We start from the raw sequence: 13,535 nt of genomic DNA on the forward strand, positions 1-13,535 counted from the left end.
TTTAAAGCATGCAAAAACCAATTCTTCCTATTGACACTTATAGGAGCACTTTTGTTTTAATGGAAATTCTCTATAAAAAAATATTATTGCAAGCGTTCGTGCATTTGCTTAAAATAGGAGAATGCTTTTAGCAAACGGGTTCCATACCAAGAAAACATTTCGCCATCGACAAAAACAGTTTTGGCATGATGTGTAAATCGACCAATCTCGAATGCATCTTCTTCTTTAAAAGGATAAGGTTCTGAGGATAATAAAACTACATCTGGATCGCCCTCTAAACGCATTTTCTTAATTTCTATTTCAGGATAACGTCCTTTATCAAGGTATATATTTGTAAAGTGATTGAGCTTGAGTAGCTCATTGATATAATTATCTGAACCTGCAACCATAAAAGGATTTTTCCAGATAAAATAAGCTGCTTTTTTAAACGGCTTGTCTTTTATATAGGATTTAAAATCCTTCAACCCAAAAGCTAATTTATCGTTCCACTTTTGAGCTTCGGTACGGCAATTAAACAATTGTCCGAAATCGGTAATCATTTGGAAATTATCTTCGATAGTCAAAATATTAGTAACCCAAACTGGGCATATCTCTGATAATTTTTCGACAATTTCCTTTGTGTTTTCTTCTTTATTACAAATGATAATATCTGGATTCAATAATCGGATTTTCTCATAATGCACTTTCTTCGTTCCGCCAACCATTTTCTTTGTTGATTTAAAATGATATGGGTGAACACAGAATTTGGTTATTCCGATTATTTTATCTTCGAGACCTAAATCATAAAGTAATTCGGTTTGCGAAGGAACAAGCGAAATAATTCGTTTTGGTGCAGTTCCGAAAGAATGTGAAGTACCGATTTGGTCTATTAGGGTTTTCATTTGTTATTTTTTTACCGCAAAGAACACAAAGATTTACGCAAAGTTCGCCAAGCTTAGTGTTCTTTGCGTAAATCTTTGTGACCTTTGCGGTTATTTTTTTTAAGCGTGCAGCAACTTTAAACTTTAAACGTTGAACGTTGAACTCATAATCTCTTCCATTTCTTGTTGTACTTTCAAAGCTTCTTCTCTTGCTTTATCGGCAAAATCTGTTCCTTTAGAAGCATAAATAATAGCACGAGAAGAATTAATAAGTAATCCTACTTTATCATTCATTCCGTATTTACATACTTCTGCTAAGTTTCCGCCTTGAGCGCCAACTCCTGGAACCAATAAAAAACTATCGGGTACAATCTTACGAATCTCAGTAAAATATTCGGCTTTGGTAGCTCCAACAACATACATTAGGTTTTCGCTATTTTTCCATGTTTTAGAAGTTTCCAGAACTTGTTTGTATAATTCGGTACCATTGGTAATTAAAGTCTGGAAATCGAATGCGCCTTCATTAGATGTTAACGCCAACATTATAGTGTGCTTATTTTCGAAAGCTAAGAAAGGCTCTACTGAATCTTTCCCCATATAAGGTGCAACTGTTACACTATCAAAATTTAAATCCTCAAAGAAAGCTTTGGCATACATGCTCGATGTATTACCAATATCACCACGTTTGGCATCGGCAATTGTAAAAATATCAGGATGTTTCTCATTGATATAGTTAATCGTTTTTTGCAGCGACAACCAACCTTTTATTCCGTAAGCTTCATAAAAAGCTGTATTGGGTTTGTAAGCAATTGCCAAATCGTGTGTCGCATCAATTATTGCTTTATTGAATTCGAAAATTGGGTCTTCGGTTTCTAGAAGATGTTGTGGGATTTTGGTTAAATCGACATCTAAACCGATGCATAAAAATGATTTTTTTTGAAGAATTTGTTCGTGTAGTTGTTGTGTTGTCATATTGTAATTTGCTAGTGCGGCAAAATTACAAATAATATTATTGGTATTCGAATTTCGGCAAACATAGAATTCTTATAAAACAGAGCAGTAATTGTGTAACAAGTCAAGCTGTTGTTAAAACTAAATTTGGAAAACAACGTTTAAAGTAAATTACATGAAACCCAATATAGGAATAGCTCCAAAAGATTTAAAGAAAAGTGCCGACATCTTAACCTCAATTTTATCAAATGAAATGATCTTATATGTAAAAACAAGAAAATTTCATTGGAATATATCTGGAAACAGTTTTATGGAGTTACATAAACTATTTGAAGACCAATATGGCGTATTAGAAACTATCATTGATGAAGTAGCTGAAAGAATTAATCAGCTTGGCGAAAAAACAATCGGAACCATGACAGAATTTATTGGTAACTCGACATTAAAAGAGTTTCCTAATAAGTATCCGTCGCAAAAAGAAATGCTAAGTGAGTTATTAGAAAATCACGAACAGGTTATTACAGAATTTAGAAAATACATTCCTGCTTTCGAAAATGAAAATCATGATATTGGTTCTGCCGATTTTATCACTGGCTTATTAGAACAACACGAAAAAATGTCCTGGATATTAAGACGTTATCTAAGTTAAATTTTTACTAAAATGGGAATTCTGCAACAAATACCCATTTTAATATAACTATTTAACTCTCAATATTTTGTACATTTACATACTATACTTTTCGAAGTGTAAATAAAATAAAGAAAACGGGTTATAAAGAAAAGTTGAAATATTACGCACTACATTTTCAGATGATGATTTGATGTTTGCTGAAGTGAGGAAGTCGAAATTATTATTTAAGACTTCAGCAAAAATTAGGGAAATCAAAAAAAGTAGAGAATCAAATCAATCTGATTTGTAAATTCTTTTTAACTCAGTTAGTACCGTCTAATTTTATATTAGGCGGTATTTTTTTGTTAATTACTAAAATAATAACAATCACTCCCCTACACTTACTTTACTGCTCATTTTATTACTACTTAGCAATATTTTTTTATCTATCTTTAGCAATATTTTTTAAACGATGAAGTTATTTATTAAGTTTGACATTAATACAGTTTGCACCCAATTTCTGAAACAGAAATTAGGCGAACGCCAAATAAATTATACACCGTTGGGTTTTGGAGAAATTGAATTGGACAAAAACCTAACATCCGAAGAATTGGATAGCATGAAGAATGAGTTAGAGCCTTTTGGGTTAGAAATTGTAGAGAATCAGAAGAGTGTTTTAGTACAAAAAATAAAAGATGCTATTATAGAAATGGTTTTTATGGATGAAAACGGGAACAACTTAAAAAGTTCAGTTTATCTAGCCGAAAAATTAAATCATAGTTACGGATACTTATCAAACGTATTTTCGGAAGTTACTTATTCGTCTATTGAGAATTTTATCATTTTACAAAAAATTGAACGAGCCAAACATCTCATTATTATAAATGAAATGAGCTTGACCGAAATTGCATTTTTACTCAATTACTCTAGCGTTGCGCATTTAAGCACACAATTTAAGAACACAACAGGAATCACTCCTTCGGCCTTTCAGAGAATCATAAAAAAACGACGCGAAAACCTAAAATAAAGAATTTATAAATGCAAAAAAACGCATTACATATTTTACTGGCAGATGATGATGAAGATGATCGCCTTTTTTTCAAAGACGCCTTTGAAGAAGTAAAAATACAGACACAAGTACAATTTGCTCATGACGGAATAGAGTTGATGGAGCATTTAATGCATCCTGATACCATATTACCCGATATTTTATTTCTGGATTTAAATATGCCTAAAAAAACAGGTAAAGAATGCTTGATGGAAATAAAAAAAACAGATCATTTAAAACACCTTATAATTGCTATCTACTCTACTTCTTCATCAGAGGAAGATATTGAAGATACTTTTATACAAGGAGCAAATATTTACATTAAAAAACCAAGCAATTTTAATGCTCTAAAAAAGATTATTAATGAAGTTGTAACTTTAAATTGGCATTATCACACTTCTGGTTTAAACCGTGATACATTTTTGTTACGCTTAAAATAATTAAAATCGGATGAAATTGATACCCAATTTTAATTCCCCACGTGCGCTGAGGATTATTTTTGCAATATCGATATTTATTTTATTGTTTATTTCATCGGTATCCTATCAACACAATCGTGACTTGCAGAATTCTAGCAAGTTAATGATGCATACCTATGAAATAAACATTCAATTAGAGCGACTACTTTCGTTTGTAAAAGATGCAGAAACGGGACAAAGAGGTTATATAATAACCAAAAATAGCCGTTTTCTTGCTCCTTACCTATTTTCTCGCGATAAAGTAAATCGATCCTTTATCGCACTTAGAAAATTAACGGCAGACAATCCTAAGCAACAAAAAAATCTTAAAAATCTATTCGATTTAATCATCCAGCGTTATACCTATCTTGAAGGTTCATTAAAATACAGCAACGAAAAAACCTATGACAAAAGGAAACTCGATAACTGTATGTTTGGAGGAAGAATAGTAATGGAAAACATTCGCTTTCAGATAGATGAAATGAATGATTTTGAAAAAGACATCTTACAAAAAAGACAAAAAATATACCAAAGCGAGATTTCATTAACTCCTGTCTTTACCATATCCTTATTTCTGGTAGCGCTTTCGCTTATTTTACTTTCGTACAGACAAATTAGTAATGATATTGATCGCTTGCGTGTATTTAACAAAAAGCTATTAATTTCTAGCAAACTAATGGCTGAGTCCGAAATAATTGGAGCTTTTAGCACTTGGCAATGGGATTTAGGAACCGATAAAATGGTTTACTCTGATAATCAATATCGCTTATTAGGCTACCCGCCAAACTATTTTGTTCCAGAAAAAGATACCTTTCTGGATTTTGTACATCCCGAAGATAAAGAAGCTTTCTCAAACCTAATGCAGGGGATTATCGAGAATAAACAACTTCCGCTTATATACTATAGAATTATTCGAAAAAACGGCGATATCAGATACTTTAAGTCTATTGGTAAACTTTTAATAGACGAGCAAGGAAGTAAAATCATGTTAGGAATAACGTTTGACATTACCGAAGAACATTTTCAGAATATTGCAATTTACGAACGTAATAAAGAGTTAGAGAAAACGAATAAGGAACTAGCATCCTTTAACCATGTGGCGAGTCACGATTTGCAAGAACCACTTCGTAAAATCCAAACTTTTATTTCGAGATTTTCGGATAACGACAAAGCCGCTTTGTCTGAAAGCGGACGAGAATACATCAACAAGATTGGAGTATCTGCTAAAAGAATGCGTATTTTAATCGATGATTTATTGTTGTTCTCCAGAACTAATACTACCAAGAAAGAATTCTTAAAAACGAATTTAAACGACTTACTCGAAAAAGTAAAACTAGAATTCACTGAAGTACTTCAGGAGAAAAACGCCATTATATTATCGGATAAACTACCAAAACTACATGTTATTCCGTACCAAATAGAACAGTTATTTATTAATCTAATTAGCAATTCTTTAAAGTATGACCAACCAGATGTTTTACCAAAAATCAATATCTCGTGTGCCAAAATTCTTGCCACAGAATTTCCTGATTTGCTAGAACAATCTATAAAAAAATATTACAAAATTACGTTTACCGATAACGGGATGGGATTTGACCCTCAGTTTAAAGAAACCATTTTTGTATTGTTTCAGCGTTTACATTCTAAAACAGATCAATATCCTGGAACTGGAATAGGTCTGGCTATTTGCAAAAAAATAGTCGAAAACCATAAAGGTCATATCATTGCCGATAGTACACCGGGCAAAGGATCTATTTTTACCATTTTTCTACCCGAATAATCCTCTCAAAAAACTAACTTTTATCGTTATATAATTCATATTATGGGAATTATATAACGATTCTTTTTTATGCTGTAAAGTATTAATTGTATTTAGGTTGCAACTTTGTAATATAAACTTTTATGAAGTGAAAATTAACCCACTGTTCCCCTCTAAATTTTTGCTTGTTAGAGCAATTTTTGTCTTTTTAATTCTGACGACAATGCTTTCATGCAAAAAAAACGAAGCGCTTGAAAAAACATCAGATAATGAAGTTTTTAGCAAAACGGCTTCAGAAGAAATTGATGCTTATTTTTTAATAGCTACAGCTAATATTAGTAAAGCTATAATATCAAAAAGCCAAATCGCACAGCAGAAATGTCAAGAGGGTAAAATAAAAAAATTAAGCAGTGAAATAGAAACCAATCAGAATGAATTGCTTCATGAAATAGCCAGAATGGCCAACCAAAAGCTAATCATTATTATAAACACCGACGAAAAGGAAACTAATAACGATTTATATTCATTGATTGATGCAACCAAGGCCGATTTTGATAAAGCATACATAGATTTAATAATCGAATCTATAAGCGATCAGATTGAATTATTAAAATCGATAACAAGAGAAACCAATGATACTGATATAATAAAATTATCGATTAAATATTTGCCAACACAATACCGCTTTCTGGACACAGCAAAAGCGATAAAAAAAGAATCATGATTATTTAAATAGCAACAACGTAATTTATAAGCCCTAAAATTTTAAAACTATGAAAAACAAAGCCCAATTATTACATGCCGTGACATTATTTATTTCAGCTTCTTTTGGAGTATTACAAGCCCAAAACACTCCTGTAAATGCCGAATTCGGGATAAAAGGAGGAGCAAATATGTCTAATCTTTATTCTGGAGAAGTCGATGACAAAAATGCCATATATGGTTTTAATGTCGGAGTTTATGCTGCATTTCCTATTGCAGATAATATCTTCATACAACCCGAAATATTATACACTACCAAGGGTGCAGAGCTAGAATACAATAGTGATTTCGTAAGCGGTGTAGGTCGTTTTAGACTTAACTATATCGAAGTTCCCTTATTAGTAAAATTTAAAGTAACACAAAACTTCAATGTACATGTAGGGGGCTACGCCTCTTATCTGGTAGACGGAAAAGTTACCAACGAATCTAGTGCTGGTACAGCTTTTGACTTTGAAGAAAACATCAATGCCGATGATTTTAATCGATTTGATGCTGGATTATCAGCAGGTGTCGGTGTCGACTTTGACCCGCTTAGCATAGGATTACGTTATAATTACGGATTAACAACCGTAGGAAAAGAACGCAGTTTCTTAGGAACCAACTACACTTTTCCAGATGCCAAGAATAGCAATTTAAGCTTATACCTTGCGTATAAATTAAACTAAGCATTCTTAATAATTATTAACCCTTAAATATATATGCCATGTCGAATTTATTATACACCATCGCCGTTATTTTAGTCATTATGTGGGCACTGGGATTCTTTGTTTATAGCCTGGGAAGTATTATTCATATTTTATTGGTTATTGCAATTATCGCCGTATTGTTCAGATTAATTAAAGGTAAAGAAGTTTAGAAACAAGTTATATTATTAAACATTAAATACAAATATTATGAAAACTAGTAACACCATTTTAGGAATTATCGGAGCTGCAGCAGCAGGAGCATTATTAGGAGTATTGTTTGCACCAGATAAAGGATCAAAAACGAGACAAAAAATAGCTGACAAAAGCAAAGATTACAAAGACGAATTTAAAGGCAAATTAGATAATATCGTAAGTACTGGAAAAGACCTTATGAATCAAGGAAAAGCCAAATACAATAGTGCAAAAACCGAAGTAAGCGACGGAATTGAGCACGTAACTAATTAAGAAGAAGTGTGATTTTATTTAATAAGCAAACACAATCAGATGGAAACTAAAACGACAACAACAACAGATACACTTTTTGATAAGGCCGAAAACTATACCAAAACAAGCTTTGAACTTTTCAAACTTAAATCGGTATCTGTATCCGCCGATGTACTATCATCCCTAACATCACAAATTATTGTTGCTGTTGTTGTTGTTTTTTTTAGTTTATTCCTCAACATTGGACTTAGTTTATTAATTGGCCAACTCCTTGGCGAATATTATTATGGCTTTTTTGTACTAGCATTTGCTTATTTAATTCTTGCAATCGTACTGTATAAAAATCAGAATAAATGGATTAAGAAACCTATAGGAAACATCATAATTTCGCTTTTATTAAAAAACAGGAGTTAAATGATTTGAAATTAATTTTAAAACAATTCATCATGAAAACCAATAACGCAACCGATGATTTAAATCAGATGATTTTGCAATTAAAAAATCAGCAAGAAGCCGAATGGATTGATTTAAAAGATAAATTTCATGACCTAAAAGAGCATTTAAAACCACTGAATATAATAAAAGATACCTTAGAGGAAATTAATAGCGGTATCGATATAAAAAGTAATTTACTTCAATCTATCTTTAGTATTGGCGCAGGATATTTATCCAAACGCATATTGGTAGGAACCACACATAATAAGGTTACAAAATTCTTTGGCTCGATTTTTCAGTTAGTAGTAACTAATTTTATTTCGAGAAAAACCGCTGCACATAATAAAGATTAAACGCAAAGTTTTTTTACCGTAAAGTTTTTTTTACCGCAAAGGTCGCAAAGCTTTCGATCTTTGCAACTCAGTCCCGAAGCTTCGGGATAGAACCTTTTTAAAAAACCTTTGAGCCTTTGCAACTCAGCACCTTTGAACCTTCTTAAAAAACCTTTGCACCTCAGAACCTTAGTACCTCAGAACCTTAAAGAAAAAATACCACCAAAAAAAAAGCCGAATTACAAAGTAATTCGGCTTTTTCATATCTTAGAAACTTAGTACCTCAGTACCTTTTTTTTAGAAAACTTCCGAAGCTTCTTTTAATTTCTCCGTATTATTTACCAATTGTAATTCATCTACAATCTTTTGGATATCACCATTCATGATATTACCCAAATCGTATAAAGTAAGACCTACACGGTGATCGGTTACACGACCTTGCGCATAGTTATACGTACGAATCTTAGCCGAACGGTCACCAGAACTTACTTGCGAAGTACGCTTAGTAGCATCCTCAGCTTCTTTTTTGGCTAATTCTTGTTCGTATAAACGAGAACGTAATACGTTTAACGCTTTATCTTTATTCTTGTGTTGTGATTTCTGATCCTGACATTGAGCCACCAAACCAGTTGGAATATGCGTTAAACGCACAGCCGATTTAGTTGTATTAACCGATTGTCCTCCAGGTCCTGACGAACAGAAAAAGTCAACACGTACATCGTTCATATCAATTTGTACATCAAACTCTTCGGCTTCTGGTAGTACCATAACCGTAGCTGCCGATGTATGCACACGACCTTGAGTTTCTGTCTGAGGAACACGTTGTACACGGTGCACACCAGCTTCAAACTTCAATGTTCCGTAAACATCCTCACCAGTAACCTCAAAGATAACCTCTTTAAATCCTCCTGATGTACCCTCGTTCATATCTACAACCGAAGTTCTCCAACCACGGTTTTCGCAATATTTAGTGTACATACGGAAAAGATCTCCAGCAAAAATACTTGCCTCATCTCCACCCGTACCAGCACGAATCTCTACCATTACGTTTTTGGCATCTTCAGGATCCTTAGGAATCAACATAAACTTAATTTCTTCCTCCAGTTCTGGTAATCTATCCTTAGCTTCGTCTAATTGCATTTTGGCCATTTCGGTCATATCGGCATCGCTACCGTCTGCAATAATTTCGTTTGCCTCTTCTATATTTGCCATCAAAAGCACGTATTCGTCGCGTTTTTCGGCCAATGCTTTTAAGTTCTTGTACTCTTGATTCAATTGCACATAACGTTTCTGATCCGCAATAACATCCGGTTGGATGATTAAATCCGAAATCTCGTCGAAACGTTGTTTTACTATTTGAAGTCTATCTAACATTTTATAAGTCCTTTATTTGGACTGCAAAATTACAAAATTTTTGTTTAAAATTCTATCATTAAAGTTCTGAGTTTTTTAACCACAAATTCATGATGAATTTTAGCTTGCTTATGGTCTTTTTTAGGAGCTCTTTCCTGCTATCCGTTGCAATCTTTTGTTCCGCTAAAGCTTCACAAAAGGATTTTTACTTCTATCAGGGCTAGGTATTTTGCAATAGAAAGAGCGTTTACGGTTTTCAGTAAAATAGTTGTTTTAAATGGAATTAGTTTTGGTGAAAATTATTTTAAATAATTGATAGATAATCTTTTCATAAAAATCAGGTGTTTTTACTTGGTGGTAAATTTAAATTAAAAGCGATGTTTGTTTTTTATAAAAACTTAATTATCAATATGATTTATAGAATGGAACAAAATTATAAAACTAAATAATAATTCTCATGGCAACTTATGTAAATAGTGCATTTAATGAATTTAATACAAATACTGTTAACCTCGATCCCACGAGAACCAACAAAGCAATCTCTAGTCGCGATTGGCTATTTAGTCAATTAAATAATTTAGATGGAAAAGAAGATTTAAATTTTCCTTTTAAATATGAAGAGAAAAATATAAAATACGGTTCATTTGCTAGAAAAACTAAAATTCGAGAACTCGATGATGTTGATATTATGTTTTGCATGACAGGAGATGGAGCTACCTATTTAAAAAATCAAAATGTTTACACTATTTACACACCAAATGCGGGACAAAGGCTAAAAAACTTATCAGATAATGGCATCTTAAATTCAAAAAGAATAGTTAATAAACTTAAGACTTCTCTTTCAAACATTCCGCATTATAACGAAGCTGATTTGCATAGCAAAGGTGAAGCAGTTACACTAAATCTACAATCTTATGAATGGGTTTTTGACATTGTACCATGTTTTTATACTGATACTGAGTTATATTTGATACCTGATACAAATGGAAATTGGAAAGCAACTGATCCTAGAATTGATCAAAATTTAGTAAGTACAACAAATCAAAATTGTGATGGAAAGGCTTTACAATTAATTAGAATTCTGAAATATTGGAACAGACATAATTCATCTTATACAATTTCGTCATATTTATACGAACAAATAATATTGAATTTTATTAATTCAAAAAATGAATTGAACCAATGGATTGACTTTAACATAAAGGATTTTTTCAATTATTTATCTACAAATATTCATTATACAGTTAATGATCCTAAAGGTATTCAAGGAAATTTAAATAATCTTACATATTTAGAGAGACAGTCAATTTCTCAAAAAGCAGCTTGGGCATTTGATAGATCAAAAGAAGCTATATATTTTGAAACAACTGAAAAAAATCAAGAAAAATCTATAAATAAATGGAGAGAAATTTTCGGAAACAAATTCCCTTCTTATGAATAAAGGTCAAGAAATATTAAACAATCAAAATTTAGATATAAATATTGATAAACTTCTTGCTCAAAGAAGATTATACTCAAATGCAAAACAAACAAACTATCTATTAATTGCCATTACAGTTTTAGTCCCAATTCTAATTTCTTTTTTTACAAATTTCACAACTCTTAAAATTGATGACAAAAATTGGATTTATGTTATTTACACAGTAGTTGTAATTATCGGAGAAAAGATTTTAGAAATATACATTGACAGATGTAAAAAAACTGCCGCATCCATTCAAGAAGATTTTGATACTTCAGTATACTTACTTCCAGAAAATGAACTATTAAATACAACCTTTATTGATTTAAACATTATTAGGAAATACTCAAAAAAAGACAAATTGGTACCTGAAAAAGTTAATAAAGTGACTGATTGGTATTCAAAAGAAATTAACAATATTCAAACTAATATAGCAATTCTATTTTGTCAAAGAATGAATATTTGTTACGACCAAAATATCAAAAAAAAATATAGTATTCTCCTAGTTTCAATATCTATATTAACATTCCTTATTTTATTGATATTTGCAACTTCTAGTGGTTTTACTTTAAAAAAATTCCTAATAGAAGTAATTTCTCCATCGATGCCACTTTTTATATTTACATATAAAGAATATAAAACAAATTTAGAAACTGTAGATAACTTACAAAAATTAAGAGAAATTATAGAAGACAAATTAAATTCCTCTTCTATAAATGATTCAATAGAAATTGATGAGCTACGAAAAATACAAGATAGAATATATCAAAACAGAATACTAAGTCCTTTAATTCCTAATTTTATTTATAATTTATTGTGGGGTGAATTAGAAGATCAAATGAACTATTCTGTTAAAAATAAAATTATCGAGTTAAGCTAAATTTATTTTTTAAATACTAAGTATAAGTATAGGAAAACGATTAATCAAAATAAGTTGCATTGAAAAACTAAAACATAAATATATCATCAAAAACACAAAACCTTTAAAAACTAAATTATGACAATTGACCAATTTGACCAACATTTAATCACAACTAGAGCACAATTTATTGCTGTTTTTAATCAAAATTCAGAAGTCACAGAACTAGACATACACACTAAATTGATTTTAGACTATCAAGACTTAATTGCTAAAAGTTTATTTTCAGAACTAAATAATTTAAAAAAAGATTTAATAACTATAAAGGGAGATATTTTAAAAGACAATCGCGAAAGATTCGAATTAATTATAAACAAGTTAAACAATGATTCCAAATAATAGCCAGAAGACACAGATATATCTTCGCATTAAATAGAATGAATATTGAATGATTCACATAATTATACTAACAAAAATTATCTCATAAAATTCTAAAAACTTCATATTATGATTGAAAAACCAGCCAAATACTTAGATAAAATATTAAATATTCTCGCTGAAGATTTCGGAAAATCATTTTCAACACAAGATATTCAAAATAAAATAACTCCAATTGATCTTTTTGGAATGTCAGGAAATATTAAATTTAGTCCCGATCTTTTAATAGATTTACAATTTGCCATTGAGTATCTAGTAAAGCAAAATTTCGTTTTTATAAATCAATCCGATGGAAAAATTTTTATAAGTTTTGAAGGATATATGAAAATTAAAACTAAAAGCTTTAACAAAGAAATTAATGAAAAATCAATAAACCAAACATTACAAAGAATCGCTTGGTTAATTCCTATTTTTATTTCAATTCTTGCCTTAATAATATCTTTATCCAAAGATTCTTCACAACTTAATAACAAATCAAACATCAATAAAACAGAGTGTTTAAAAAAAAATATTATTACCGTTCTCGGAAGTGTTCCCAGCCTCTGTGCCGTAACAATGAGACACAACAATAATCTTAAGTAAAAAACAAATCTTTATGGCACCAATTAAAAACATGTGTCATCCGGATAGATATAAACATAAAAATACAGATATAATCATATGAAAGAAATAGCATGTATTATTGAATGTGAAGTGGTCTATAATGATAATAGAACTGAAATTAGAAGACCTACTCTTCATGAGCTTTCGCTAGGATTTACATCAATAAATACTAATTCGGTAGTTGAATACTTAAAAGTAAATCTAGACAATGTAAAGAGTGTAAAAGTTTTAGATATTCTATATTTTACAACTAGAGATGAATATTTAAAATATATTCAATAAACTCAGATGGCACGTGTATATCTTCACGTTCGATAGCGCGGATTTCCAATCCGTACCCACAACAGTGAGATACATTATAAAATAACAATACTGAATATTTAACTTTTAAAAATTTTATAACTATGAGTAATCAAAGACCACCCAACGGACCAAGTACAACAGGAAACCCATCAGGACCAGGAAGAGGAAACAACCC

Annotated in this window: 18 protein-coding genes; 15 read left to right on the forward strand and 3 right to left on the reverse strand. The window is 31.0% G+C overall.

The window, feature by feature from the left end; translation table 11 throughout:
* Positions 1-83 precede the first annotated feature (83 nt).
* Both ACJ6WR_RS03990 and pyrF read right to left on the reverse strand, forming a co-directional pair.
* Positions 84-881, reverse strand: a complete 798-nt coding sequence (locus ACJ6WR_RS03990; protein ID WP_409417115.1) for an ABC transporter substrate-binding protein — start codon at positions 879-881, stop codon at positions 84-86.
* 123 nt (positions 882-1,004) lie between these two features.
* Complete coding sequence (pyrF, locus tag ACJ6WR_RS03995; protein ID WP_409417116.1) at positions 1,005-1,832, reverse strand: orotidine-5'-phosphate decarboxylase; 828 nt, start codon at positions 1,830-1,832, stop codon at positions 1,005-1,007.
* 154 nt (positions 1,833-1,986) lie between these two features.
* Between pyrF and ACJ6WR_RS04000 the strand changes: the two genes are divergently transcribed.
* The 10 genes from ACJ6WR_RS04000 (at position 1,987) to ACJ6WR_RS04045 (ending at position 8,366) form a co-directional block, all read left to right on the forward strand.
* A complete protein-coding gene (locus tag ACJ6WR_RS04000) occupies positions 1,987-2,460 on the forward strand; it encodes a Dps family protein (RefSeq protein WP_039111104.1) in 474 nt (157 codons plus the stop codon).
* Between the two features lie 433 nt (positions 2,461-2,893).
* Positions 2,894-3,448: a helix-turn-helix domain-containing protein gene (locus ACJ6WR_RS04005; RefSeq protein ID WP_039111105.1), complete on the forward strand. Its 555-nt coding sequence runs from the start codon at positions 2,894-2,896 to the stop codon at positions 3,446-3,448.
* Positions 3,449-3,459: 11 nt separating this feature from the next.
* The gene (locus ACJ6WR_RS04010) at positions 3,460-3,909 is read left to right on the forward strand and encodes a response regulator (RefSeq protein WP_039111106.1); all 450 of its coding nucleotides are present in this window, start codon (positions 3,460-3,462) and stop codon (positions 3,907-3,909) included.
* Positions 3,910-3,919: 10 nt separating this feature from the next.
* Positions 3,920-5,707, forward strand: coding sequence for a CHASE3 domain-containing protein (locus tag ACJ6WR_RS04015; RefSeq protein ID WP_039117723.1), 1,788 nt, complete (start codon positions 3,920-3,922; stop codon positions 5,705-5,707).
* Between the two features lie 202 nt (positions 5,708-5,909).
* The gene (locus ACJ6WR_RS04020; protein ID WP_242667443.1) at positions 5,910-6,410 is read left to right on the forward strand and encodes a DUF4142 domain-containing protein; all 501 of its coding nucleotides are present in this window, start codon (positions 5,910-5,912) and stop codon (positions 6,408-6,410) included.
* A gap of 49 nt (positions 6,411-6,459) precedes the next feature.
* Positions 6,460-7,113 carry a porin family protein gene (locus ACJ6WR_RS04025; protein WP_409417117.1) on the forward strand — a complete coding sequence of 218 codons (654 nt, stop codon included), beginning with the start codon at positions 6,460-6,462 and terminating at the stop codon, positions 7,111-7,113.
* A 38-nt stretch (positions 7,114-7,151) separates the two neighbouring features.
* On the forward strand, positions 7,152-7,304 hold the full coding sequence (locus ACJ6WR_RS04030) for a lmo0937 family membrane protein (RefSeq protein WP_117590099.1): 153 nt from the start codon (positions 7,152-7,154) through the stop codon (positions 7,302-7,304).
* A gap of 37 nt (positions 7,305-7,341) precedes the next feature.
* Entirely contained in the window at positions 7,342-7,599 is a 258-nt protein-coding gene (locus ACJ6WR_RS04035) for a YtxH domain-containing protein (RefSeq protein WP_086894582.1), read from the forward strand.
* A gap of 39 nt (positions 7,600-7,638) precedes the next feature.
* Positions 7,639-7,992 (forward strand): hypothetical protein, encoded by a 354-nt coding sequence (locus ACJ6WR_RS04040; protein WP_039111110.1) that lies wholly within the window; start codon positions 7,639-7,641, stop codon positions 7,990-7,992.
* Positions 7,993-8,024: 32 nt separating this feature from the next.
* A complete protein-coding gene (locus tag ACJ6WR_RS04045; protein WP_409417118.1) occupies positions 8,025-8,366 on the forward strand; it encodes a hypothetical protein in 342 nt (113 codons plus the stop codon).
* A 276-nt stretch (positions 8,367-8,642) separates the two neighbouring features.
* Here the strand turns inward: ACJ6WR_RS04045 and prfA are convergent, their stop codons facing one another.
* Positions 8,643-9,719, reverse strand: a complete 1,077-nt coding sequence (prfA, locus tag ACJ6WR_RS04050) for a peptide chain release factor 1 (protein ID WP_039111112.1) — start codon at positions 9,717-9,719, stop codon at positions 8,643-8,645.
* A gap of 436 nt (positions 9,720-10,155) precedes the next feature.
* Here prfA and ACJ6WR_RS04055 point away from each other — a divergent pair, with 436 nt between their 5' ends.
* The 5 genes from ACJ6WR_RS04055 (at position 10,156) to ACJ6WR_RS04075 (ending at position 13,339) form a co-directional block, all read left to right on the forward strand.
* On the forward strand, positions 10,156-11,139 hold the full coding sequence (locus ACJ6WR_RS04055) for an SMODS domain-containing nucleotidyltransferase (protein ID WP_409417119.1): 984 nt from the start codon (positions 10,156-10,158) through the stop codon (positions 11,137-11,139).
* Positions 11,132-12,037, forward strand: a complete 906-nt coding sequence (locus ACJ6WR_RS04060; protein ID WP_409417120.1) for an S-4TM family putative pore-forming effector — start codon at positions 11,132-11,134, stop codon at positions 12,035-12,037. Before ACJ6WR_RS04055 ends, ACJ6WR_RS04060 begins: the two co-directional genes overlap by 8 nt.
* A 117-nt stretch (positions 12,038-12,154) precedes the next feature.
* The gene (locus ACJ6WR_RS04065) at positions 12,155-12,415 is read left to right on the forward strand and encodes a hypothetical protein (RefSeq protein ID WP_409417121.1); all 261 of its coding nucleotides are present in this window, start codon (positions 12,155-12,157) and stop codon (positions 12,413-12,415) included.
* A 108-nt stretch (positions 12,416-12,523) separates the two neighbouring features.
* The gene (locus ACJ6WR_RS04070) at positions 12,524-13,036 is read left to right on the forward strand and encodes a hypothetical protein (RefSeq protein WP_409417122.1); all 513 of its coding nucleotides are present in this window, start codon (positions 12,524-12,526) and stop codon (positions 13,034-13,036) included.
* Positions 13,037-13,114: 78 nt separating this feature from the next.
* The gene (locus ACJ6WR_RS04075) at positions 13,115-13,339 is read left to right on the forward strand and encodes a hypothetical protein (RefSeq protein WP_409417123.1); all 225 of its coding nucleotides are present in this window, start codon (positions 13,115-13,117) and stop codon (positions 13,337-13,339) included.
* The last annotated feature ends 196 nt before the right edge of the window (positions 13,340-13,535 follow it).

Source organism: Flavobacterium sp. PS2, from assembly GCF_046250155.1.
In the GTDB taxonomy this organism is placed as follows: domain Bacteria; phylum Bacteroidota; class Bacteroidia; order Flavobacteriales; family Flavobacteriaceae; genus Flavobacterium.